This is a genomic window from Xanthomonas prunicola (genome assembly GCF_025266575.1).
Lineage (GTDB): Bacteria > Pseudomonadota > Gammaproteobacteria > Xanthomonadales > Xanthomonadaceae > Xanthomonas > Xanthomonas prunicola.
In genome coordinates, this window is record NZ_CP096142.1 from 4859730 (window position 1) to 4883451 (window position 23722).

22 protein-coding genes are annotated in these 23722 nt (G+C 63.7%); 11 read left to right on the forward strand and 11 right to left on the reverse strand.

Annotated features, from left to right (window positions below):
• Window positions 1-16 precede the first annotated feature (16 nt).
• The 3 genes from ubiG to M0D43_RS20700 all read left to right on the forward strand — a co-directional run bounded on the left by ubiG (window position 17) and on the right by M0D43_RS20700 (window position 2233).
• Entirely contained in the window at window positions 17-736 is a 720-nt protein-coding gene (gene ubiG, locus M0D43_RS20690; RefSeq protein ID WP_252162833.1) for a bifunctional 2-polyprenyl-6-hydroxyphenol methylase/3-demethylubiquinol 3-O-methyltransferase UbiG, read from the forward strand.
• A gap of 73 nt (window positions 737-809) precedes the next feature.
• The gene (locus M0D43_RS20695) at window positions 810-1514 is read left to right on the forward strand and encodes a phosphoglycolate phosphatase (protein ID WP_252162834.1); all 705 of its coding nucleotides are present in this window, start codon (window positions 810-812) and stop codon (window positions 1512-1514) included.
• Window positions 1515-1543: 29 nt separating this feature from the next.
• Complete coding sequence (locus tag M0D43_RS20700) at window positions 1544-2233, forward strand: isoprenoid biosynthesis enzyme family protein (protein WP_252162835.1); 690 nt, start codon at window positions 1544-1546, stop codon at window positions 2231-2233.
• Between the two features lie 171 nt (window positions 2234-2404).
• Here the strand turns inward: M0D43_RS20700 and M0D43_RS20705 are convergent, their stop codons facing one another.
• On the reverse strand, window positions 2405-4075 hold the full coding sequence (locus M0D43_RS20705; protein WP_252162836.1) for a glycoside hydrolase family 28 protein: 1671 nt from the start codon (window positions 4073-4075) through the stop codon (window positions 2405-2407).
• Window positions 4076-4467: 392 nt separating this feature from the next.
• On the reverse strand, window positions 4468-5649 hold the full coding sequence (locus M0D43_RS20710; RefSeq protein ID WP_252162837.1) for a putative acyl-CoA thioester hydrolase: 1182 nt from the start codon (window positions 5647-5649) through the stop codon (window positions 4468-4470).
• 437 nt (window positions 5650-6086) lie between these two features.
• Here M0D43_RS20710 and M0D43_RS20715 point away from each other — a divergent pair, with 437 nt between their 5' ends.
• The 3 genes from M0D43_RS20715 (at window position 6087) to M0D43_RS20725 (ending at window position 8144) form a co-directional block, all read left to right on the forward strand.
• On the forward strand, window positions 6087-6590 hold the full coding sequence (locus tag M0D43_RS20715; protein WP_252162838.1) for a pyridoxamine 5'-phosphate oxidase family protein: 504 nt from the start codon (window positions 6087-6089) through the stop codon (window positions 6588-6590).
• A 279-nt stretch (window positions 6591-6869) separates the two neighbouring features.
• Entirely contained in the window at window positions 6870-7160 is a 291-nt protein-coding gene (locus M0D43_RS20720) for a hypothetical protein (protein ID WP_252162839.1), read from the forward strand.
• A gap of 204 nt (window positions 7161-7364) precedes the next feature.
• Window positions 7365-8144, forward strand: a complete 780-nt coding sequence (locus M0D43_RS20725; RefSeq protein WP_252162840.1) for a nuclear transport factor 2 family protein — start codon at window positions 7365-7367, stop codon at window positions 8142-8144.
• 128 nt (window positions 8145-8272) lie between these two features.
• Here M0D43_RS20725 and eutC read toward each other — a convergent pair whose 3' ends face one another.
• The 6 genes from eutC to yidD all read right to left on the reverse strand — a co-directional run bounded on the left by eutC (window position 8273) and on the right by yidD (window position 14998).
• Window positions 8273-9094 (reverse strand): ethanolamine ammonia-lyase subunit EutC, encoded by an 822-nt coding sequence (gene eutC, locus M0D43_RS20730; RefSeq protein ID WP_260807564.1) that lies wholly within the window; start codon window positions 9092-9094, stop codon window positions 8273-8275.
• A complete protein-coding gene (locus M0D43_RS20735; protein ID WP_252162841.1) occupies window positions 9091-10503 on the reverse strand; it encodes an ethanolamine ammonia-lyase subunit EutB in 1413 nt (470 codons plus the stop codon). Before M0D43_RS20735 ends, eutC begins: the two co-directional genes overlap by 4 nt.
• Complete coding sequence (gene eat / locus M0D43_RS20740; protein WP_252162842.1) at window positions 10500-11864, reverse strand: ethanolamine permease; 1365 nt, start codon at window positions 11862-11864, stop codon at window positions 10500-10502. Before eat ends, M0D43_RS20735 begins: the two co-directional genes overlap by 4 nt.
• Window positions 11865-12486: 622 nt before the next feature.
• Complete coding sequence (locus M0D43_RS20745) at window positions 12487-13326, reverse strand: M23 family metallopeptidase (protein ID WP_260807565.1); 840 nt, start codon at window positions 13324-13326, stop codon at window positions 12487-12489.
• Window positions 13326-14675 (reverse strand): dihydroorotase, encoded by a 1350-nt coding sequence (locus M0D43_RS20750; protein ID WP_252162843.1) that lies wholly within the window; start codon window positions 14673-14675, stop codon window positions 13326-13328. Before M0D43_RS20750 ends, M0D43_RS20745 begins: the two co-directional genes overlap by 1 nt.
• A complete protein-coding gene (yidD, locus tag M0D43_RS20755; RefSeq protein ID WP_260807566.1) occupies window positions 14672-14998 on the reverse strand; it encodes a membrane protein insertion efficiency factor YidD in 327 nt (108 codons plus the stop codon). The genes M0D43_RS20750 and yidD overlap by 4 nt, the downstream gene beginning before the upstream one ends.
• An 84-nt stretch (window positions 14999-15082) precedes the next feature.
• Here yidD and dksA point away from each other — a divergent pair, with 84 nt between their 5' ends.
• The gene (gene dksA, locus M0D43_RS22065; RefSeq protein WP_313905039.1) at window positions 15083-16111 is read left to right on the forward strand and encodes an RNA polymerase-binding protein DksA; all 1029 of its coding nucleotides are present in this window, start codon (window positions 15083-15085) and stop codon (window positions 16109-16111) included.
• A gap of 258 nt (window positions 16112-16369) precedes the next feature.
• Window positions 16370-16633 (forward strand): hypothetical protein, encoded by a 264-nt coding sequence (locus M0D43_RS20770; RefSeq protein WP_252162846.1) that lies wholly within the window; start codon window positions 16370-16372, stop codon window positions 16631-16633.
• Window positions 16634-16826: 193 nt separating this feature from the next.
• Here M0D43_RS20770 and M0D43_RS20775 read toward each other — a convergent pair whose 3' ends face one another.
• The 3 genes from M0D43_RS20775 to cysS all read right to left on the reverse strand — a co-directional run bounded on the left by M0D43_RS20775 (window position 16827) and on the right by cysS (window position 20245).
• Window positions 16827-18077: an MFS transporter gene (locus M0D43_RS20775; RefSeq protein WP_260807567.1), complete on the reverse strand. Its 1251-nt coding sequence runs from the start codon at window positions 18075-18077 to the stop codon at window positions 16827-16829.
• Window positions 18074-18511 (reverse strand): SufE family protein, encoded by a 438-nt coding sequence (locus M0D43_RS20780; protein WP_101363881.1) that lies wholly within the window; start codon window positions 18509-18511, stop codon window positions 18074-18076. The genes M0D43_RS20775 and M0D43_RS20780 overlap by 4 nt, the downstream gene beginning before the upstream one ends.
• 309 nt (window positions 18512-18820) lie before the next feature.
• Window positions 18821-20245, reverse strand: a complete 1425-nt coding sequence (cysS, locus tag M0D43_RS20785) for a cysteine--tRNA ligase (protein WP_252162847.1) — start codon at window positions 20243-20245, stop codon at window positions 18821-18823.
• Window positions 20246-20421: 176 nt separating this feature from the next.
• On the opposite strand from cysS, the gene M0D43_RS20790 reads away from it, so the two are divergent.
• The 3 genes from M0D43_RS20790 to M0D43_RS20800 all read left to right on the forward strand — a co-directional run bounded on the left by M0D43_RS20790 (window position 20422) and on the right by M0D43_RS20800 (window position 23548).
• Entirely contained in the window at window positions 20422-20910 is a 489-nt protein-coding gene (locus tag M0D43_RS20790) for a glycine zipper 2TM domain-containing protein (RefSeq protein ID WP_252165140.1), read from the forward strand.
• A 312-nt stretch (window positions 20911-21222) separates the two neighbouring features.
• On the forward strand, window positions 21223-22236 hold the full coding sequence (locus M0D43_RS20795; RefSeq protein WP_252162848.1) for an N-acetylornithine carbamoyltransferase: 1014 nt from the start codon (window positions 21223-21225) through the stop codon (window positions 22234-22236).
• A gap of 70 nt (window positions 22237-22306) precedes the next feature.
• Entirely contained in the window at window positions 22307-23548 is a 1242-nt protein-coding gene (locus tag M0D43_RS20800) for an argininosuccinate synthase (protein ID WP_425510617.1), read from the forward strand.
• Window positions 23549-23722 lie beyond the last annotated feature (174 nt).

Consider the following 23722-nt stretch of genomic DNA (forward strand, 5'->3'; position numbering starts at 1 on the left):
ATCACGGAGCCTCCGCATGAATTCGAATACGCAACCCACGTCCGGCAATTTTCATCAGAGCGAGCTGGATAAATTCGCCGCGCTGGCCAACCGCTGGTGGGATGCCGACGGCCCGCAGAAGCCGCTGCACGCTCTCAATCCGGTACGGCTGGACTATGTGTCGGCGCGGCTCGAGCTTGCCGGTGCGCGTGTGCTCGATGTCGGCTGCGGTGGCGGCCTGCTCAGCGAGTCGATGGCGCGTCTGGGCGCGCAGGTCACCGCAATTGACCTGGCGCCGGAGCTGGTCAAGGTAGCGCGTCTGCACAGCCTGGAATCCGGTGTGCAGGTCGATTATCGCGTGCAATCGGTGGAAGACCTCGCTGCCGAACAGCCGGGCAGTTTCGATGCGGTGACCTGCATGGAAATGCTGGAGCACGTGCCGGACCCGACCGCGATCATCCGCGCCTGCGCCAGCCTGCTCAAGCCCGGCGGCAAGCTGTTCCTGTCCACGCTCAATCGCACCCCGGCCGCATTCGCGCTGGCTGTGGTCGGCGCCGAATACATCGCGCGTCTGCTGCCCAAGGGCACGCATCACTACAAGGATTTCATCAAGCCGGCCGAGCTTGCCGCGTGGTTGCGCAATGCCCAACTGCAGCTTGAAGACGTCAGCGGCATGCTCTACGAGCCATGGCGCAATCGCGCGCGTCTGTCCTCGCGCACCGAGGTGAATTATTTGGCCTATGCGGTGAAACCGTGATGGACGAGGATGCGAGATTTGGGGTATGGGATTCGCAACGGCGCTTGCTAGGGGTCTCTATGGTCTCGGTGGCATGCCGGACGGTACTCAATTGACTACAGATGTTGCTGTTGTGAGTTTTCCGCAGGCGGTGTTGTTCGATCTGGACGGCACCTTGCTCGACAGTGCGCCGGATATGCTGGCGACGATCAATGCGATGCTGGATGCGCGCGGCCGTGCGCCGATTGCGCTGGCCTCGTTGCGTCCAGTGGTCTCGAAAGGTGCGCGTGCGATGCTCGGCGTGGCCTTTGCCGAGCTCGATGCCGAAGCGTGCGTTGCACTGGTACCGGAATTCTTGCAGCGCTATGAAGGCGTGATCGGCACGCAGTCGCAGCTGTTTGACGGTGTCGAACAGATGCTGGCGCGGCTGGAGAAAGCCGGCTGCGTCTGGGGCATCGTCACCAACAAGCCCGAATATCTGGCGCGCCTGATCCTGCTGCAGTTGGGCTGGGAGCAGCGCTGCGCGGTGTTGATCGGAGGCGACACGTTGTCAGAGCGCAAGCCGCATCCGTTGCCGCTGCTGGTGGCCGCCGAACGTATCGGCGTTGCGCCTGCACAATGCGTGTATGTCGGCGACGATGAGCGCGACATTCTGGCTGCGCGCGCAGCGGCGATGCCTTCGGTCGCCGTGTTGTGGGGTTATCGCCTGGACGAGGACGACCCGTCGCGCTGGCAGGCCGGCGTACTCGTCGACCAGCCGCAGGCGCTTTGGAATGCGGCAATGTGGCCGCAGATCTGATCTCTCTTCGTTTTTTTTCTGGACCCGCCATGAGCCAATCCAGCGCCCTCGACAGTTTTCTCGACAAATGGGCAACCCGCTGGCCGGAATGGTCGGTTGCCGAACCGTTCGTTCCCGAACAGCAACGCCGCCTCGCAACCGCTTGGTTTGCATTGCTGCAGGAATGGGAAGACATCATGAATATCGCCGGCGACCCGTTGCCGGCCGATGCCAAGCTGGCATGGTGGCAACAGGAACTGCGCGACTGGTCGAATCAACGCTCGCGGCATCCGCTGGGGCGCGTGCTGGAGCCAGTGCGTGCGCCGTGGGCACTGCTGGCCGACACCTTGCCGGCGATGCAGGCTGCACGTGTGCAGCCACAGTCGCTGCAGCATGCGCTGGAGGCACTGCGCACATTCGCCGAGGCCGTGGTTGCGGTGGAAGCCGTGCTCTTCGCACGGGCGCGGCCTGGCGATGCCACTGCGGTGGCGGTGCAATGGCTGGACGCACGCCAGCGCGTGGCCGGTGACAGCGCCGCGCCAGGCGGCGTCACCACTGTTACCTGGCGCACGCAGCTGCTACATGCGTGGCCTCGCAAGCCGGCATTGGCACGGCCGCATCGGGTGTGGTCGCGCCTGGCACGGTTGCGTCTGCAGCGCGAACTGGGCGGCAAGCCTGCCTACCCGCCGCCGGTGCAGCAGCTATGGCATAGCTGGCGCGCAGCTAGCGGCGCGGACTGAGCGCAAGCGATATGGCTGCACGGCCGCAACGTGCAAGCGCACGCATGTGTCCTGCGGGCTGCCGGACAGGCCCGTTGCATTGTTGGGTTCGGACCGATGGCTTGCTGCGACCGGCAGATCGCAGCAAGCGTTGCATCACATGCGACTGCCTTGGCGCTCAGCGCGGTGGATTCAAATCGGCGAATCCGGCAGCACCGAGTGATAGGCAATGAAGGCGTCATTGCATTGCAGTGGCGTGCCCGGGCCGGGTTTGCCCTGCAGCTGCACATCGTTGGGCACCGATTCGGTCAGCTGATCGTAAAAGCTCACCGGGCCGCCCTTGAAGGTGAAGTGCGTCGCACCTGGATTGCTCGCAGGCCCGCCGAAATGCGGCTGCGCGAAGCTCACCTTGCCGCCTTCCAGCACGACATTGTCCAGCGAGATGGTGATCGGCCGGGTAGTGCCGGCATCGCGATACCCATAGAAACTCAGTTCGCCGCCACCCAGGGTGGTCGAACCCAGCGAATGTACGTGACTGAGCGAAATGCCGTTGAACTGCGGGGGCGCGGCGCGGGTGGCCGGATTGGCGTAGTTGGCATCGAACACCAGTGGCCGCGCAACCCCGCGCATGCAGATGTTCTCGAAGCTGATGTCGTAGACCTGGCCGCCGCGGGAGGCGTCGGACTTGATGCGCAGGCCATTGGCCGAGTACGGATCGCGCTGCACATCGTTCGCGTTGAAGCCGTCGATGCTCAAGCCGCGCACGGCGATATGGCGCATTCCCGAGTCGGTTTCGCTGCCCAGCGAAAAACCATGGGTGTAGTAGAACTGGTTGTAGGCGAACAGCATGTTTTCCGAGGCGATGCTGCGCTTGCTGTTGGCGTGCGCCTTGATCGCCACACCGTCATCGCCGGTGCCGATGTACGAGTACGCCAGCAGCACATTCTTCGACTGGCCCGGGTCGACGCCATCGGTGTTCTTGGCAGTCTCCGGCGTGAAGCAGGTCGCGTGCGGATTGACGTCCGGTGTGCTGCCTGCCGGGCATCGGTAGCCGGGACGCGAATAGACCAGGCTGGGCGCCAGAATCTTGATGCCCCACACGGTCAGGCCCACTACGTTGTCGCTGATGACATGGAAATTGGGCGAGTTCTCCAGGGTGATGTCGTACAAGGTGACGTCGGTGCTGTCGTCGATCTGCAACAGGCGCGGCACGTGCTGGCTCAGGCCCTTGGTGACGTTGAGATAGGCAAGATCCCACCAGCTGGCCTTGCCGGCATTGGGCCCGGCAGTGAGCGTGCTGCCGCCACGGCCGTCGATCTTGCCGGCGCCGACAATGGCGCTGTTGGCCGTGTCGGAGAGATGGATCAGCGGACGACACGACTTGGCCTTGTCGCTGGTGGCGGTGCCGCAGGTGCCCAGGCCGTTGTCGTAGTCCTGCGGATTGCGCGAGCCGAACAAGGTGACGCCGCGGTCGATCCATAGCGTGACCCCGCTCTTGATGGTCAGCGGCCCACTGAGCACGCCGGATTCGCCGGCATCGCCGGGGACAAGACGCACTGCGCTGCCGGCAGGGCAATCGTCGATGGCCGCCTGCAGGCGCGCGGTATCGCGCTTGGAGTGGGCCGGATCCTGATCCAGCGTATCCAACGAACCGGCCACTGGCCTCAGTGCGGCTTTTAGCGTGGCGCAGATCTGCGTCGGCAAGGTCGGCTGCTGGACCACGCCCCAACGAGTGGAGATGCTGTGCGCGGTGTCGGGCACATCCTGCCCGTGCGGCCGCGCTGCGCCGGCCTGCAAGCTTGTCATGCCGAACAAAGCGAGCGTCAGTGGTGCGACGGCGGAAGAATTGAAAGGAGATCGCATTGGGGGGGGAGTGCTCCGATGGGGTGCGGCGACCGTACGATCTGCGCGCAGCAGCGATACGTTGCATGACAGCCGTGTCACCGTGCCTGGTGCGCCGGGCTTGCAGTGCAGGTATCCATGTTGCGACGTCGATTGCGCAAGCGAGCGGCAAGCCTGGCGCCTCATGTGGTCGGCTGACGTCGGAGGGGCGAACTCGACGCCGCGTCCCCGAAGTCATCAATGCAGTGCCCATTCCATTCAAGCGTTGCCATCGGGCAAGCGGATGCGCGGTAAACACCATCGCCTGTTGGCAGACCGCATCACGCGGATTGCCAACAGGCGATGAGTGCGGCGCTACACCGAAACGTTGCTGCCAGGGCGCTGCAAAAAAACGCAGCTGTCGTGGCGATTGGTCAGTCGGCGGCCCCGGCTCCGGTATTGCCGTACTCGTAAAAGCGGTTCGCCGAATTGGTGCAATTGCTGCTGCAATACGGTCGGCTGACCGTCGATGCATGCCATGGCGCGGTCTTGCGGATATGGCTGCCCAGGGTTGAATCACGCACCGTCACCTGGCCGTTGGGCGATGTGCCGTTGACGTAGGAGCTCAGGCTGCCGACGCCTTCGTCCCAGGCACGTCCAAGATAGGTGTTGTTGTCCGGAGAGCCGGAGACACCGGTAAAGCTGCTGTTGATCGCCAGAAAACCGTAACTGCTGCCGGGCCGCGTGCTGGGTGCGAAAATATAGCCGCCGCGGCTGCTGCCCAGGCGTGCGCCGGTGGAACGGATGGTGGCACCATCGAAAACGCCGACACCGGAGCCGAAGATGAAATCGACATCACCCTCGATGGTGCTGCTCTTGAAATAGGCGCGGATCACATTGGACGCACTGGTCGCGCTGATCAACAAGGTGTCCTGGTTGCCGGTAACCAAGACATCTTGGAAGTTGGCCTTGTCGCCTCGCACTGCCAGCGCCACCGCGGATTGATTGTTGTCGGTGTAGGTGCCTTCCACATAGTTGTTGTCCACGCGTAAGTGGCGCGCCTCGAAATTCGCCGCGCGCACCGTGACCGTCGCGCTGTTGGAGGTGCCTACCGTGGTGGCCGACGCATTGCTCGCACACGGGTGGCTTGCGGTACCGGCGGGCTTTGGAGTGGGGTTGGCGTTGTTGAAGCGGATGATGGTGTCGCCGGTATTTGTGCCAAGCCCGAACAGCGTCAGCGGTGGCGCATCGCTCGGCACGCAGACCAACTCGGTGTAGGTGCCCGCTTTGATGCTGATGTAGCGACGCGTTTTACCGCCTGCAGCGACGGCAGCATCGATGGCAGATTGCACGGTGCGGTAGCGCGTGGAGCCGTCGGCTGCCACCGCAGAGTCGGCACTGAGCAGGGCGACACCGGCGGTGGGGTTCCAGTTGTCAGTCACCAATGCGTTGATCGGCCCGGCCTTGGCCAAGGCTTTGGCGATCGTGTAAGTGCTTGCTTCGCTGCTGGTGAGTTGCGGTCGCGTGGCGGTGCCGGTCAGTGCCAGTGCAGTGGCGCTAACAAGGCTCAGCACTGCGGCAGCGAGACAGGTCGTACGGATGTGCGATGCGGACATGTGATGGCGCTCTCTCTCTCAGAAGGGGACGCGTGCGCAACGCAATACGCGGCAGATGCCAGGCGATCCAGGAGCGACCAATCAGCCGTAGCGCGCTCGCCTGACAGGCAATCGCAACAGCGTCCGGCCGCTTCAGGTCGCCAAGCAATGCAGCGCAACTGCAACGAGGGCCGTTGCCATGCGCGGTGATCGTTCGTGCCGCATGAGCGGCCGGTTGATCCTACTGCCGTGTTCGTTCTTCGGCTGGTGAGGGACGCGTCAATGTGCTGGATCTGCGAGTTGGTCACGCTTTGCAACGCGATACTGTCGCAACCGGCCGCGCGCAGGAGCAAAAGATATTGCGGGTGCACAATTGCAGCGGCGTTCGGCAGGTATGCATGTCCTCACGTGCCGTGGGCGCGTCGCCTCTCAGACTGACCTTTCCGCGTACGACGCGCATGTCAGGAATCGAGATGGCAGACAGCAAAGAGTTGCAGGAAAAATTCTGGAAGGCGCTCAAGTCCGATCGCACCGTGATGCTGGGCCTGGACGGTGTCGAAGACGGTCACGCGCGCCCGATGACTGCGCAGATCGAAGGCGATAGCGGTGGCCCGATCTGGTTCTTCACCTCCAGGGACAATGCCTTGATTTCGATGCTGGGGCAGGGCCGTCGCGTCATCGGCGCCTTCAGCAGCAAGGGCCATGATTTGTTTGCCAGCATCAGCGGCTCGCTGATAGAGGACACCGATCCGGCCGTGGTCGAGCGTTTGTGGAACCCGTACGTCGCGGCATGGTACGAAGGCGGCAAGGACGATCCCAAGTTGGCGCTGTTGCGTCTGGACGCCGACCACGCACAGATCTGGCTCAACGGGTCCAGCCTGCTCGCCGGCATCAAGGTGTTGTTCGGCGTGGACCCGAAGAAGGATTATCAAGACAAGGTGGCGGACGTCCCGCTGCGTTGATGTCAACGCGCACATGCGGCCCACCTGGCCGCCTGTGCGCGATGATGTCCTTGCACCGTGGTCATCGACGTGCACCGACAGCGCGTGTAGCGCTCGCATGGCGTTACATGCATTGAAGCGCGTGGTGGGGCCGTCCGCGCGATGTGCCAGTCGGCGCCCTGTTGCACGCGCCCACGCGGGGCTGATCTGCGCTTCACCGGCACACAACAGCGGACGGCGCAATGATCGTCTGCCAAGGCACAGCGCACCTGAGTCGCAGTGCTCAACCAGGAGACTGACATGCAGCAGATCGAAATCGGCCAGATGATATTTTTGCGCGACGGCGAGGTTGGCGTTGGCGCGGTGCGTGAGATTCGCCACGACGCTGCCGAGCTGGTGATCAATATCGAGAACGGTGGCGATTTCGTGCTGCCGGCATCGGCGGTACGCGATGTGCATTCCGGCAAGGTAGTGCTGGAGGTCGATCGGTTACCCGAGAACGTGCGCAATGCACTGCGTCATGTGCATGACAGCGAGCTGCAGACCAGCACGTATGCCGCAAGCAATCCGCAAGATGGCGCGCTGCCGTAAGCGTCATGTACATCGATGATGCAGGTCGCCGTGCGCTTGATCACCGAGCTGCGTAATGGATGCGCAATTGGAACTGTCGACGCAGTGCATGTTGCATCGCGATCCGATCGCTCCGGTGGGCGGCCATTCGGCAGGGTGACTTCCGGGCGGCGCCAGATGCTCGGCTAATGTTTACCGTCGGACTCCACCATCGCGGGATCCGGCATGAAATTCGTCAGTTTAGCCATCGCAGTGTCGTTGCTTGCCGCATTCGACGTGGGTGCATTCGATTCGCCAGCGACCACCGCATCGGGCGAGGAACGCGAGGTGCGAGAAGCCGATACACGATTCTGGACTGCCTACAACGCCTGCGACATGGATGGCATTGGCGAGCTGGTCACCGCGGACATCGAGTTCTACCACGACAAGACCGGACTCACGAGCTCACGTGCGGCCGTGGTCGATTCCTTGCGCAAAGGGCCTTGCGCCGATCCGACATCGCGATTGCGACGCGAGCTCATCGATGAAAGCCTGGCGTTCCATCCACTCAAGGACGGCTATGCGATCTTGTCGGGCCGCCACCGTTTCTACGTGCACCGGCGCGATCAGCCAGAACGCCTGGATGGGCAAGCCGATTTCACCACCGTGTGGAAACGCGACAGCGGGCGCTGGCGCATGCATCGCGTGCTCAGCTACGCGCATGCACCCGTGGCGTATGTGCCCGCCTCTGTCACGGTCATGCTGCCGGCCGCGACCCTGGCGCGCTATGCCGGCCGTTACCATTCGCACCGCGCCGGCAACATTGCGGTGACCGTCGATGGAAACCACCTGAAACTGGTTGCCGGCAGTTTCGTGGCCACGCTCTATCCCGAATCGACGACGCGTTTCTTTGCGATCGAGCGCGATATCCGCTTCGATTTCGAGATGAACGATGGTGTGCATCCAACATCGCTGGCCGTTTACGAGAACGGAGTCGTCACTGAGCGGGCATTGCGCGAAAGATGATCGCACGCAGTTTGTCATCGGCCTGTCCGCATCCCAGGCTCGCGGCAAGGCTTGTTATGCGTGACGCGGGGTACACACTCGGCTAGCTGCCTTGCTCAAGACCGATTCCATATCCGTCGGCCAGAACGTCATGCATCCGGCAACAGGAACGTGCGCGGAGCGGCATCGGCAGGCCCGGCCGACGGCAGCGCCGGTTGTTCCGCTTCATCCTTGAGTTGCACACCGGACAACTTGCGTCGGAATGATTCGCGCAACAGAAACGCAAGTTTATGCGTGGCATCGGCGTAACTCAGTCCTTCGGCGCGGATATTGGAGATGCAGTTGCGGGCGGCATCGGTCAAGCCGACGCGCGGCGTGTAGGTGAGATACAGGCCGAGACTATCGGGCGAACTCAGTCCCGGCCGCTCGCCGATCAAGACGATCACGGCGCGCGCGTCGAGCAGCTCGCCGACCTCGTCGCCAATGGCGACGCGTCCTTGTGCAACCAGCACTACCGGTGCCAACGACCAGTCTTGCTGCACGGCCAGGGCATCGATCTGTTCGAGCATGTTCGCCGCATGCCGATGTACCGCCAACGCAGAGAGCCCGTCAGCGACCACCACCGCGACATCATGCCCGCCGCCATGAACGGCGGTGAGTCCGCGCAGATGCGTGGCAGCGTCGTCGGCCAGGCGACGGCCCAGATCCGGGCGTTGCAGATAGGTGTGCCGGTCCACCGCAGCGCTGTGCAACAGAATGCTGCGGCGCCCGCGTTGTTCCAGCGCGGCCTGCAGTGGCGCCGGGTCGAATGCCAGATGCACCGCATCGCGCGCCTGCGCATGCGCCAGCTGAAAATCCAGATGGGCTGCGGTGGGCAGGCTGGTGCCGACCCGTCCGAGTGCGATGCGCGCAGGGGTGAGCTGGCGCAGTTGCGCCCAGGCATCGTGCGGGGAGGCTGTCGGCTCGCTCATTGCGGCGTCCTACTGGGGAAGTGCGACAGCGCGCGGCGAAATGCCGCGGGCACCTCGCTGCCCAGTGCAAACCGTCCGTCCTCGTGCAGTCGCAGGATGCCTTGCAGCTCCAGCCATTGCTCGAATTCAGGCGCCGCTCGCAGGCCAAGGGCCTGACGCGCATACAGCGCATCGTGGAATGAGGTGGTCTGGTAGTTCAGCATCACATCGTCCGAGCCGGGAATACCCATGATGAAATTGATGCCGGCGGTGCCGAGCAGGGTCAGCAAGACATCCATATCGTCCTGGTCGGCTTCGGCATGGTTGGTGTAGCAGATATCGCACCCCATCGGCACGCCAAGCAATTTGCCGCAGAAGTGATCCTCCAACCCCGCACGGATGATCTGCTTGCCGTCGTAGAGATACTCCGGGCCGATGAAGCCGACCACGGTGTTCACCAGCAACGGTTTGAACTGTCGTGCTACCGCATAGGCGCGCGCTTCGCAGGTCTGTTGATCAACGCCGTGATGCGCATTGGCCGACAGCGCGCTGCCCTGGCCGGTTTCGAAATACATCACGTTGTCGCCGACACCGCCGCGTCGCAGCGACACGCCTGCCTCATAGCCTTCCTGCAACAGCGCCAGGTTGATGCCGAAGCTGGCATTCGCCGCCTCCGTGCCTGCGATGGACTGGAACACCAGATCCACCGGTACGCCGCGGTTGATCGCCTCGATGGTGGTGGTGATGTGCGCCAGCACGCACGACTGCGTGGGGATCTGGTAGCCGGTGATCACCGCATCGAGCATGCGCAACAACGCAGTGGTGGCCGCCAGGCTATCGCTTGCCGGATTGATGCCGATCACCGCATCGCCATTACCGTACAACAGCCCGTCGAGCACGCTGGCGGCAATGCCGGTGGCGTCGTCGGTGGGATGATTGGGTTGCAGGCGGGTGGACAGCCGCCCGCGCAACCCCAAGGTATTGCGAAAGCGCGTGACCACGCGGATCTTCTGCGCCACAAGAATCAGGTCCTGCACGCGCATCAGCTTTGACACGGCGGCCACCATTTCCGGAGTCAGTCCGGGTGCTAGTGTGGCCAGCGCGGCTTCGTCGGCTTGCGCGCTCAGCAACCAATCGCGAAAGCCACCGACGGTGAGGTGCGCAACAGTGGCGAATGCGTTGGCGTCGTGCTGGTCGACGATCAGCCTGGTGACTTCATCGGTTTCATAGGGCACTACCGCTTCATCGAGGAAATGGCGCAACGGCAGATCCGCCAGCGCCATCTGCGCCGCCACACGCTGTCGCTCCGAGTCGGCCGCAAGCCCGGCCAGTTGATCGCCCGAACGCGTCGGCGTTGCCTTGGCCAGCAGGGTCTTCAGATCGGCAAAGCGGAACTGCTCGCCGCCAACGGTGCATGCAAAGCCGCTCATCTGCTGTTGGCCACAGTCGAGGCCTGGCTGCGCAGGCTCAGCACGCAACACAGCGCGCCGAACAGCAGCAGGCCGACGAAGATCAACGCCACGATCGGGTTGAACCACCCCATCGCCACCAGACAGACCAGCGCGAGCAACAGCGCAATCGCCGGTACCACCGGATACCCAGGTGCGCGGAAGCTGCGCTCCAGACCTGGCTCGCTGCGCCTTAGCTTGAACAAACTGAGCATGCTCATCACATACATCACGATCGCGCCGAACACCGACATGGTGATCATTGCCGCAGTCAACGACATGTCCTGGATCTTGACCACGCTGTCGCTGCAGATCGCGGCAATGCCGATGACGCCGCCGGCCAGGATCGCGCGATGCGGCGTGCGGAACCGCGACAGCTTGGCCAGTCCATGCGGCAGGAAGCCGGCACGCGCCAGCGCAAAGAATTGCCGCGAATAACCCAGGATGATGCCGTGGAAGCTGGCCACCAGCCCGAACAGACCGATCCACACCAGCATGTGCAACCAGGTGGAACTGTTGCCGACCACCGCCTTCATCGCCTGCGGCAGTGGATCGTTGATGTTGGAGAGCTGGCGCCAGTCGCCGACGCCGCCGGCGAACACCATCACCCCAAGCGCCAAGATCACCAGCGTGAGAATGCCGGCGATGTAGGCGCGTGGAATCGTGCGCTTGGGATCTTTGGCTTCTTCGGCCGCCATCGCTGCGCCTTCGATCGCCAGAAAGAACCAGATCGCAAACGGAATCGCCGCAAAGATTCCCGAAATGGCCGCCGGTCCGAACACGTCGCTGCCGGCCCAACCATTGGCAGCGAAGCGCGCCACACTGAAACCCGGCGCCACCACACCCATGAAGACCAGCAGTTCGATCACTGCCAGCAACGTCACGATCAGCTCGAAGGTGGCCGCAATCGCCACGCCGACGATGTTCAAGCTCATGAAGACCAGGTACGCGCCGATCGCTGCGATGCGCGGATCCAGCGTGGGGTACTGGACATTCAGATAGGCCCCGATCGCCATCGCGATGGCCGGTGGCGCGAAGACGAATTCGATCAAGGTGGCCAGGCCCGCCAGCATCCCGCCATAGGTGCCGAACGCGCGCAGGCTGTAGGCGAACGGCCCGCCGGCATTGGGAATGGCGGTGGTCAGTTCGGTAAAGCTGAAGATGAAGCAGGTGTACATCACCGCGACCAACAACGTGGTCACCAGAAAGCCGAGCGTGCCGGCGGTGCCCCAGCCGTAACTCCAGCCGAAGTACTCACCGGAAATGACCAGCCCCACGGCGATGCCCCACAGTTGCCAGGTGCCCAGGGTCGGTTTGAGTTGCTCGTTACGCATGTCGCACATCTCCTGCAGTCGGGGGAGGGGAGATGAAGCACGCCCGACGCGGAAGCGAAGGACCGACCGTCAGCAGCCGAGCGGCCACATGCAGCGACGCTCGACGGTCGTTCCGGTTATACCCCAAAGCCCGTCAGCGAACACAAGCACAACGGGTAGGTCGCCGCTGACCGGGGTGTGCAGCGTTCGGCGCAACGGCCGGCTGCGGGATCGGACCATCGAGCGTAAGCCCTTCTCCTACGCCAGAGGGGCGGGATGAGGGGACGGCCGCTCATCAGGCTCACCGCCGTCGAGCGCGCACGTGCACATATCCAAGCAACGCACCAATTACAGCATGTGCCGACACGAGCGTCGCAAGCGCATCCGCACATCGTCGATGACGTTGGTGACACGCTAACGAACGCCTGCAGGCCAACAGCGACGGCATACCGGGTAAGTCGCGGGGTACGCACGTTTTCGCTAGCCGATCACTTGGCTATGCCTGCCTCTATCCAGCGGTCGCCGCGCGCATTCACTTACCGCGCGCAAGCACCAACATCGGCTTGACCGGCTATCGCGCCGTGCAGCAAAGAAGCGCAGCAACATCTCTCGTCCGCGCCACTGCACATCACAACGGCAATCCCCGAACGCTCTACTTCGTCCGCTCAAGCACCAACAACGGGTCGATGCGCACATCGAACCAATTCATTCCCCAATGCAGATGCGGCCCGGTCGCGCGGCCGGTAGCACCGACGGCAGCGATGACCTGGCCTTGCTCGACCCGATCACCCACCTTCACGTCGATGCGCGACAAGTGCAGAAAATTCGAACTCACGCCAAAGCCGTGATCCAGCAGCACCGTGCCACCGGTCAGATATAGATCGGGTGCTGCGAACGTCACCACGCCGGCGGCCGGTGCTTTCACCGGCGTGCCGGTGGGCACGGCAATATCCATGCCCGAGTGGCCAGCGCCGGGCTGGCCGTTGTACACGCGTGCATTGCCGAAGCGACCGCTGATGCGACCTTGCACCGGCCAGATAAAGGGCTGAGCAAAATCCGTGCGCGCGTCATCGCGATCGCGCGCCGCTGTGACCTGCGCCTGTTCGCGTTTGATGCGCGCAGCAATGTCGGCCGGTGGATTGACCGTCTTGGGCGGCACGCCATTGATGCGCTCCACCGGCCAGTCGCGCGGTGTCACTGCAATGCTGACGGTCTGTGTGCTGCCATCGGGCTGGATGATCTGTACCTGTAATGGCCCGGTGGCATCGCGGCCAATACCGAACACCACGCTGCCATAACCACTCACACGCAGGGTGCGGCCGGCGTACTGCACCTTGCTACCCGCCGGCACCTTGCCGATCACCAGCGCACCTTGCGAGGCGCTTTGCGGAAACACAACATCAGCCGCGGGTGCTGTTTGCGCCTCAGCGTGGCCAGCAACCAGCGACACGCGTGCCAGGATCAACCAAGCACCCAACAGGGGGGCACGCATCAGCGGTTGAAGGTCAGGCGCTGGCCGGCAGCGCTGCCCACCAACTGCTCGCCGTCCCATACCTGCTGGCCATTGACCCAGGTTGCGGCAATGCGCGAACGGAAGGTGGTGCCTTCAAACGGCGACCAGCCGCACTTGGACAACACCTGCTCGCGCTTCACTGTAAACGGCGTGTTGTCGATCATCACCAGATCGGCGAAGTAACCTTCGCGCAGGAAGCCCCGTTCTTCCACATCGAACAATTGCGCGGGTGCATGCGCGAACTTCTGCACGATGCGGGTGATCGGCAGCTTGCCTTCATGCACCAGCTCCAGCGCCGCGACCAGCGCGTACTGCACCAGCGGCAGGCCCGAGGGCGCCTGCGCATAGGGCTTCTGCTTTTCTTCCCAGGTGTGCGGGGCGTGGTCGGTGGCCAGCACGTCGATGACGTCTTCGGCCAGCGCATTGATGAGTGCCAGGCGATCTTCGGCGTTCTTGATCGCAGGATTGCACTTGATCAGATTGCCCAGCCGCGCGTAATCGCTGCGATCGAAGCGCAGGAAGTGGATACAGGTCTCGGCGGTGATGCGCTTGCGCAGCTTGCCGTCGGCATCCACCAGTGGGCCGGCTTCGAACAACGACAGCTCGTCGGCGGTGGAGATGTGCAGCACATGCAGGCGGGTGTTGTGCTTGCGCGCCAGCGACACCGCCAGTTGCGACGACTTCAGACAGGCTTCGCGTGAACGGATGTCCGGATGCATCTCCGGGGTCAGCGCATCGCCGTATTTTTCCTTGTACTGCGCCATCGTCGCATCGATGGTCGGGGTGTCTTCGCAGTGGGTGATGATCGGCGTGGGCGCGTCGCGGAAGATGGCGTCCAGCGTTTCCGGGTTATCTACCAGCATGTTGCCGGTAGAGGCGCCCATGAACACCTTGATGCCCGGTGCGGTCTTGGGGTCTAGCGACTGGATGTGAGCCAGGTTGTCGTTGCTGGCGCCCATGTAGAAGCCATAGTTGGCCCAGGCGCGCCCGGCGGCCGCATCGTACTTGGCCTGCAGCGCAGCGGCGTCCAGGGTCGGCGGATTGGTGTTGGGCATGTCCATGAAGCTGGTCAGGCCACCAGCGACAGCGGCGCCGGATTCGGTCGCGATGTCGCCCTTGTGCGTCAGGCCGGGCTCGCGGAAGTGGACCTGGTCATCGATCATCCCTGGCAGCACCCAGCGTCCTGCAGCGTCCACAACGGTATCGCCAGGGGCAGGGGTGATCCTGCTGTCGATCTTGGCGATGCGGCCGCCCTCGATCAGGAGATCAGCGTCGAACTCCTTGCCTTCATTGACCAAGCGGGCATTGACGATGACGGTTCGGCTCATGGATGAGGTCCTTTGCAACTGCAGGAAGAAGAGGGGGAGGAGGGGGAGGAGGGGGAGGAGGGGGAGGAGGGGGAGGAGGCGGGCGCGTCCGGCACCGGATCGAACCCGCCCGGATGGAAGGGATGGCAGCGGCCGAGCCTGCGTGCGGCAAGCCAACTGCCGCGCAGGGGGCCGAAGCGGCCGATGGCGGTCATCGCGTACTCCGAACAGCTGGGCGCAAAACGGCAGCGCGGCCCGAGCAAGGGGCTGATGAACACCTTGTAGAAGCGCAGCAGCGCGATGAGCAGGCGTGAGATCACTTGCCAATGATATGACACTTGCATTAATAGGTGGTTGCCGGGGGTCCGCAGGGTACGTTATAAAGGCCCGCTTTCCCGGGCCCCGGGGGAACCAAGGATGAGCGTTTCGTGGCTGCTAAAAAACCTGCAAAAAAGGCCGTAGAGGCCGCCAAGAAGTCCGCCAAACCCGTTGCGAAAAAGGCAGCGGCGCCTGCCGCTGCGAAACCGGCCGCCAAGCCGGCGACCAAGCAGCCGGCTGCCAAAAAGGCACCTGCGAAGAAGGCCGCTGCCAAGCCGGCGCCGGCTTCCAAGACCGCCGCGTCCGCAGCCCCCAAGCCAGTGAAACCCGTCGCTAAGAGTGCTGCCAAGCCGGCGGCGAACAAGAAGGCAGCTCCGGCTGCCGCCAAACCGGCTGCCAAGCCGGTGGCGTCAAAGTCCGTACCGAAGCCGGCCACCAAGCCGGCTCCGGCCAAGTCAGTCCCGGTCAAGGCTGAAAAGCCCGCGCCCGCACCGGCCCCCAAGGCCGTCCCTGCGAAGCCGGCCAAGCCTGCGACCCCGCCACTCAAGAATCCCGTGCCCGTTTCGAAATCTTCCGCAAAAACGCCAACCAAAACCGAAGCCCCCGCCAAGCCTGCCGCGACCCGTCCGGTCGGCAAGGTGGCTGTGGCCGTGACGGCCAAATCCTCTAGCCCGACGCCCAAGACCAAGTACAAGGTGGTCGAGTACAAGACCGACGAAGCGACCGGTCGCCCGATCCTGCCGCAGGGCTACAAGCCTGCCGCGGACGAGGAGTACATGAACAAGTTGCAGCAGGAATACTTCCGTCAGCGCCTGCAGAGCTGGCGTAACGAGATGGTGGAGGAATCCAAGCAGACCATCGAAAACCTGCGCGAAGAAGTCCGCGACATCGGCGACGAAGCCGAACGCGCCACGCGTGAGACCGAAAACTCGCTGGAACTGCGCGCCCGTGATCGCGCACGCAAGCTGATCTCCAAGATCGACAGCACGCTCAAGCGTCTTGAAGACGGTGACTACGGCTACTGCGTGGACACCGGCGAAGAGATCGGCCTGGACCGCCTGGAAGCGCGTCTGACTGCCGAGCGCACGATCGACGCCCAGGAGCGTTGGGAGCATCTGCAGAAGCAGCAGGGCGACTAATCGTACGTCTGGCTCACTGAAAGACCCCGCCATGCGCGGGGTTTTTTTATGGTCGTTTGGCTTGGTGCATCGGCGTAGGGTCGGCCGCAACGGCGATGCCGACCTGTGGCGGGCCAAAAGCGTTCGGGCGCAGGAGCCAGCCATGCAGCGAGCAGCAGTGTGATGGATGATGATGTGCGTGCTGGCTTGCGCAGTGGCGCACGCGGCACGGCTAGTCCGAACAGATGCCGGAACCGAGCGAGCGGCAGGCGATTCCCGATGCGGTGGCGCACGTGCTCGACGCGCAGTACATCGATCCTGCCATGGCGCAGCGGCAAGGCGTTGCGGCGCAACGCTGCACGCGGCGACGATGCGGCCATTGCCGACCCTGCTGCGTTGGCGCAACGGCTGACAGAAGATGTCCGTGCGGCCTCGCACGACGGTCATTTCTGGATGGAGTGTCAACCCGAGAGGCGCGACAACGTCGCTTTCGACAAGATCGAGCGGATGCCGAGCAATGCGGGTTATTCAATTCATGTGTAGTGGGATCTGCCACGCGACGCGCTGGTGGTAGTGACTGCTTGCAGTTGCATAAGCGTGGCGCCGTCGCGCGCAATTGCATGTGCCGCGACGGCGCCTGACCTTCTGTTACGTGAGTGCTGCCGGTAGCACGAGATCTTGTTGTTCCACCGACGCTAGCAGCGAGCAAGCGCAAACACGCACGCCGCCGTCCAACTCACTGCAGATCGCGCAGATCCAGCTTGCGCAGGCGCGGCGCCTTCCATGCGGTGGTGGCCACCACGCCTAGAGTGACGCAGCCGCCGATCACCACGGCTGGCACCAGGCCGACCAGGCGCGCCATCACGCCGTCGTAGAACGCGCCCAGCTCGTTGGACGAGCCGATGAAGATGCCGTTGATCGAAGAGACGCGCCCACGCATGACATCAGGTGTAGCCAGTTGCAGGATGGTCTGACGCACCACCACCGACACGCCGTCGCACATGCCGTACACCAGCAGGATCGCCGCCGACAGCCAGAAGTGGCGCGACAGCCCGAAGGCGATGGTGCATAGCCCGAAGCCCGCGACCGAGAGCAGCAGGACGCGCCCGGCATTGCGTTGCAGCGGGTGCCGCGCCAGCCTTATGCCGACCACGATCGAGCCCAGTGCCGGTGCACCGCGCAGGATGCCCAGGCCTTCCGGGCCATAGTGCAGGATGTCGTGGATGAAGGCCGGCAGCATCGACACCGCGCCGCCGAGCAGCACCGAAAACATGTCCAGCGCCATCGCGCCCAGCATGATCTGGTTGGACAGCACGAACTGCGCGCCCTCGGCAATGCTGCGGAAGATCGGCGCACGCGGACCCTCGCTGACCGGCTCGCTGACGCGCAACAGCGCCAGTGCCAGGATCGCCAGCATCGCCACGCTGGCGGCCACACCGTAGGCCAGCCCCTTGCCGCCCCAGCCCACCAGCACGCCGCCCAGCGCCGGGCCGATCACCATGCTGACCTGGAAGGTGACGCTACCGATGCTGGCGCCACGCGCGAATGCTTCGCGCGGCAGCGCCCGCGCAAACAAGGCGTTGTAGACCGGCGACAGGAACGAGCGCGCCGCGCCGGTCAGGGAGATGGCGGCATAGATCGGCCATACGCCTTTCACCGGCAACCAGCCTTGCGTGATCGCCAACAACAGCAACGCGGTGGCGGTCAGGCCCAGTACTGCGACCATGCCCAGCCGGCGGCGCGGCAGGTGATCGACCAGGTAGCCGGCAAACGGGGCGATGCAGAAGAACGGCAGGATTTCGGCCAGGCCGATCAGCCCGAGCGAAAGCGGATTGCCGGTGATTTCATAGATATGCCAGCCAACCGTCACGGCGACGATCTGGTACGACAGCATCGCCGCCACGCGGTACAGCAGCACCAGACCAAAGCCTGGATGGGCAAACAGCGTGCGCAGCGAATCGGCGGGCGAGGGTGTTGGCGTGCTCACTGCTGCGCGCGCGCGGTGTCGCGAATGAAAGCCAGCATTGCGGCCACGCCGTTGCTGCGGGTCGGCGACAGATGCTTGGCCAGGCCGATCCCGGCGATGTAGTCCGGCTCGGTCGCAAGGATCTCTTGCGCGCTACGCCCGGAATACACGCGCAGTGCGAGATAAATCAGCCCGGAGACAATGGCCGAATCGCTAACGGCATGGAAGTCGAGCCGCTCGGCATTGCCTTCCGGCACGATCCAGACCATCGACTGACAGCCATGCAGGCGGTGTTCTTCGGTCTTCCAATGTTCCGGGAAGGCGGGCAACTTGCGGCCGAGATCGATCAGGTACTGGTAGCGCTCGGACCAGTCGCCGAAGAAGGAAAACTCCTCGGCAATGGCGGCTTGCGCGTCGGCGGCAGTGGGTTCGAGCGGGAAGGGGGTGGTGGTCATCAAAAATCCAGAATCGGTTGGTGATAGCGCTGCCGGCGACACCGCAATAGTGCCCCTCTCCCTTCGGGGCGAGAAGGCGCGGTTTGCGCGCCACTGACGCGCGTGCCTTGGAGCGCCCGCGCCGTCAGCGCGGGCGCGCGCGCGGAGCGGGGGAGGGTACGGGCGAGGCCTCGCTGGAGTTCGATGCGGGTGGCTTCGCTCATTCTTTCAAAAAACGATACACGTGGCTTCGCCCGCACCCTCATCCGCCCCGTTGGGGCACCTTCTCCCGCGCGCGGGAGAAGGAATCTGACAGACGCAGGCAAGAGGTCAGCTGCGCTTCCAGCGCACGCCTTGCGGGGTGTCTTCGAGCACGATGCCTTCGTCTGCCAGTTGCTTGCGGATGGCATCGGCGCGGGCGAAATCCTTGGCCTTCTTGGCAGCATTGCGTTCTTCGACCAGCACGGTGATGCGCGCATCGTCGCCAGCGTCGGTGCCACGCGAGAACCATGCAACCGGGTCCTGTTGCAGCAACCCCAATGCCATTCCCGCGCCCAGTAATTTCGCGCGCACCGCATGCAGCTCGGTCATACGCGCCGAAGGTTCGCCGGCATGAACCAATTCGTTGCGCAACGCGCGCGCTTCCGACGCGATGCTTGCCATGACGGACAAGGCGAGCGGTGTATTGAGGTCGTCATCCAGAGCGGCCTCCACCTCGGCAGGAATCGTCTTCGATTCCCCTGCATCGCTGCCGCCATCGGCTTCCAGTGCAGCCAGATCCCGCAACGTGCCATACAACCGGTCCAGCGTGTTCTTGGCCTGCTCGATCAAACCATCCGACCAATCCAGCGGTTGGCGGTAATGTGCGCTCAGCAGCGCGTAGCGCAGCGCTTCGGGCGGATGCCTGGCGATCAGGTCGTGCACGGTTTCGATGTTGCCCAACGACTTGCTCATCTTCGCGCCGCTGAAATTGAGCATGCCGTTGTGCAGCCAAAACCGCGCGAAGGTGGCGCCGCCATGCGCGCATTCGCTCTGCGCAATCTCGTTTTCGTGATGCGGAAACTGCAGGTCCACGCCACCGGCATGGATGTCGATGGTGGGGCCCAGATGCGCCGCAGCCATCGCCGAGCATTCAATATGCCAACCCGGGCGGCCGCGGCCCCAGGGCGATTCCCAGCCGGGCAGGTCGTGGCTGGAGGGCTTCCACAGCACGAAGTCGCCGGGATCGCGTTTGTACGGCGCCACGTCCACGCGCGCGCCGGCCAGCATTTCGTCCGGGTCGCGCCGCGAGAGCTTGCCGTAACCGTCGAAGCTGGCCACCGAAAACAGCACATGGCCTTCTGCGGCGTAGGCATGCCCGTTGGCGACCAGCTGCTCGATCATCGCCACGATGTGCGGGATGTGTGCGGTGGCCTCCGGTTCGATGTCCGGCGGCACCACGCCGAGTGCCGCCATGTCCTGCCGGTAGATCGCGGCGAATCGGTCGGTGATCGTCGAAATCGGCACGCCTTGCGCCTGCGCGGCGGCGTTGATCTTGTCGTCCACGTCGGTGATGTTGCGCGCATAGCGCAGCGCACCGTAGCGACGACGCAGCAACGCGGCCAGCACATCGAACACCACCGGGCCACGGGCGTTGCCGATATGCGCGTAGTTGTAAACGGTAGGACCGCAGACATACAGGGTGGGGCTGGACGGATCGAGCGGCGCGAACGGTTCGAGCCGCCGTGTCAGGTTGTTGTGCAGGCGCAGGCTCATCGGCATCCGAAACAGGGCAATCGCGCGATTCTAGCTCGTTGCGGCGGGATGACGAATCGCCAGGCGACAATAGCGACCGGATGGGCTGCGTTCAGCCCAGGCTGCTGCAAGCTCCATACACTTACGTACTGCCTGGCTGCGCCTCCCTGGTACTGATGCGACCTTCTCCGTTCTTGATGCTGCTATGTACGTTTGCCTGGCAGGTAAGTCCAGCGCATGCGGCAGAGACCGAGCCCAAGAACCGGGTGGTGGTGATCGAGAACGTGAAGCTAGATTACGCGCAGGTGCTCAACGTCGAGCCGGTCTATCAGACGCTGCGCGCCACCCGAATCGAAGAACAATGCGAAGCCGAGCAGGCGGCACAGGTCGCTCCGGCCGAGGACGAGGGCCGCATCAACCGCATGGTGGATTCGGTCAAGGAAATGTTCTCACGTCGGCCCGAACCGCCCGCGCCCGCCGCGGTGCCGCCGACCAGCACACGGCGCAACTGCAAGGTTGTGGAGGTGCCGCGCGAGTTCCGGCGCCCGATCGCCTTCGACGTGGACTACGTGTACAAGGGCACCAAGTACCGCTCGCGGCTGCCGGAAGATCCGGGCAACCGGCTGCGCATCCGGGTGTCGGTCACCCCGTACATTCCCGACGCCATCGTCGCCCCGCCGCGATGAGATGCATAGCGGTTGCGCCGTGTCCGCATGCGTGCGAGGATTCGCGCCCTATGCAAGCAAACGCCTTTCAGCACGACACCAGCGCCGCCCGGATGGCCTCCGGCATGACCTCGCGTGCCCGCCGACCGGAATCCCACATTTTCGCTGGGTAAGCCGGGGCGTTTGCTGTTCCGACGTCGAAGACCCAGCCTACAGGCTGGGTTTTTTCGTTTTGGCGTCACAAAAGTTTCAACCGCAAGAAACGCGCATGTCGCGCACCCCGTCGCTCCTGGCGGACCAACGCAGCAGAAGCACGCAGCAAAGGATCGATCGATGTCACTGAAGCACTTCTTGAACACCCAGGACTGGAGCCGCGCCGAACTGGACGCGCTGTTGACCCAGGCCGCGTTGTTCAAACGCAACAAGCTGGGAAGCGAGCTGAAGGGCAAGTCGATCGCGCTGGTGTTTTTCAACCCGTCCATGCGCACCCGCACCAGCTTCGAGCTGGGCGCGTTTCAGTTGGGTGGGCATGCGGTGGTGCTGCAGCCGGGCAAGGATGCGTGGCCGATCGAGTTCAACCTGGGCACGGTGATGGATGGCGACACCGAAGAGCACATCGCCGAAGTGGCGCGGGTGCTGGGGCGCTATGTCGACCTGATCGGCGTGCGCGCGTTCCCGAAGTTCGTCGACTGGTCCAAGGACCGCGAAGATCAGGTGCTGAAGAGCTTTGCCAGGTATTCGCCGGTGCCGGTGATCAACATGGAAACCATCACCCACCCGTGCCAGGAGCTGGCGCATGCGCTGGCGCTGCAGGAACACTTCGGCACGCCGGATCTGCGCGGCAAGAAGTACGTGCTGACCTGGACCTATCACCCCAAGCCGCTCAACACTGCGGTGGCCAATTCTGCGTTGACCATCGCCACCCGCATGGGCATGGACGTGACCCTGCTGTGCCCGACCCCGGATTACATCCTCGATCAGCGCTACATGGACTGGGCGGCGCAGAACGTGGCCGAAAGCGGCGGCTCGCTGCAGGTGAGCCATGACATCGATAGCGCCTACGCCGGCGCAGATGTCGTCTATGCCAAGAGCTGGGGCGCATTGCCGTTCTTCGGCAACTGGGAACCGGAAAAGCCGATCCGCGATCAGTATCAGCATTTCATCGTCGACGAACGCAAGATGGCGCTGACCAACAACGGCGTGTTCTCGCATTGCCTGCCGCTGCGTCGCAACGTCAAGGCGACCGATGCAGTGATGGATTCGCCCAACTGCATCGCCATCGACGAAGCCGAAAATCGCCTGCATGTGCAGAAGGCGATCATGGCGGCGCTCGCTTCGCAGGCGTGAATCGGTAATCGGGAATAGAGAATCGCAACAGCAAGAACGTTGATCCCCACTTCTACGTATCAAGGAAACAATGATGAGCACTGCTTCCACCATTCCCGATTCCCAACTCCCGATTCCCGGCACAAAGAAGGACATCGTCCTGGCGTTTTCCGGTGGTCTGGATACCAGCTTCTGCATTCCGTATCTGCAGGAGCGCGGCTATGCGGTGCACACCGTGTTCGCCGACACCGGCGGTGTGGATGCCGAAGAGCGTGACTTCATCGAGAAGCGCGCCGCCGAGTTGGGCGCGGCCAGCCATGTCACCGTCGATGGTGGCCCGGCGATCTGGGAAGGCTTCGTCAAGCCGTTCGTGTGGGCGGGCGAGGGCTACCAGGGCCAGTATCCGTTGCTGGTGTCGGACCGTTATCTGATCGTCGATGCCGCGCTCAAGCGCGCCGAAGAGTTGGGCACGCGCATCATTGCGCACGGCTGCACCGGCATGGGCAACGACCAGGTGCGTTTCGACCTGGCGGTGAAAGCGCTGGGCGATTACCAGATCGTCGCGCCGATCCGCGAGATCCAGAAGGAACACACCCAGACCCGCGCCTACGAGCAGAAGTATCTGGAAGCGCGCGGCTTCGGCGTGCGCGCCAAGCAACAGGCCTACACCATCAACGAGAATCTGCTGGGCCTGACCATGTCCGGCGGCGAAATCGACCGGTGGGAAGCGCCGGGCGAGGGTGCACGCGGCTGGTGCGCACCGCGCAGTGCGTGGCCGACCGAAGCGTTGACGGTGACCTTGAAGTTCGTCGAAGGCGAGGCGGTGGAGCTGGACGGCAAGCCGCTGCCGGGCGCCAAGATCCTGGCCAAGCTCAACACCTTATTTGCGCAATACGGCGTAGGCCGCGGCGTGTACACCGGCGACACCGTGATCGGCCTGAAGGGCCGCATCGTGTTCGAGGCGCCGGGCCTGATCTCGCTGCTCACCGCGCACCGTGCGCTGGAAGATGCCGTGCTGACCAAGCAGCAGAACCGCTTCAAGCCGGACGTGGCGCGCAAGTGGGTGGAGCTGGTGTATGAAGGTTTCTATCACGACCCGCTCAAGACCGACATCGAGGCGTTCCTGAAGTCCTCGCAGGTCAAGGTCAATGGCGAGGTGACGCTGGAAACCCGCGGCGGCCGCGTCGATGCGGTGGCAGTGCGCTCGCCGCACCTGCTCAACACCAAGGGCGCGACCTACGCGCAATCGGCCGACTGGGGCGTGGAGGAAGCGGAAGGCTTCATCAAGCTGTTCGGCATGAGTTCGACGCTGTACGCACAGGTCAACCGCTGAGATGACCGCTGCGCAGGCAGCCCGCATCTTCCTTCTCCCGCACGCGGGAGAAGGTGGCGCATAGCGCCGGATGAGGGCGACCTGCCGCATGCCCCCCATCCGCCCTGTCGGGCGCTTTCCCCGGCAGGCGGGGGAAGGGCTGGATGGGCATTAGAACGATCAACCACATGCTGC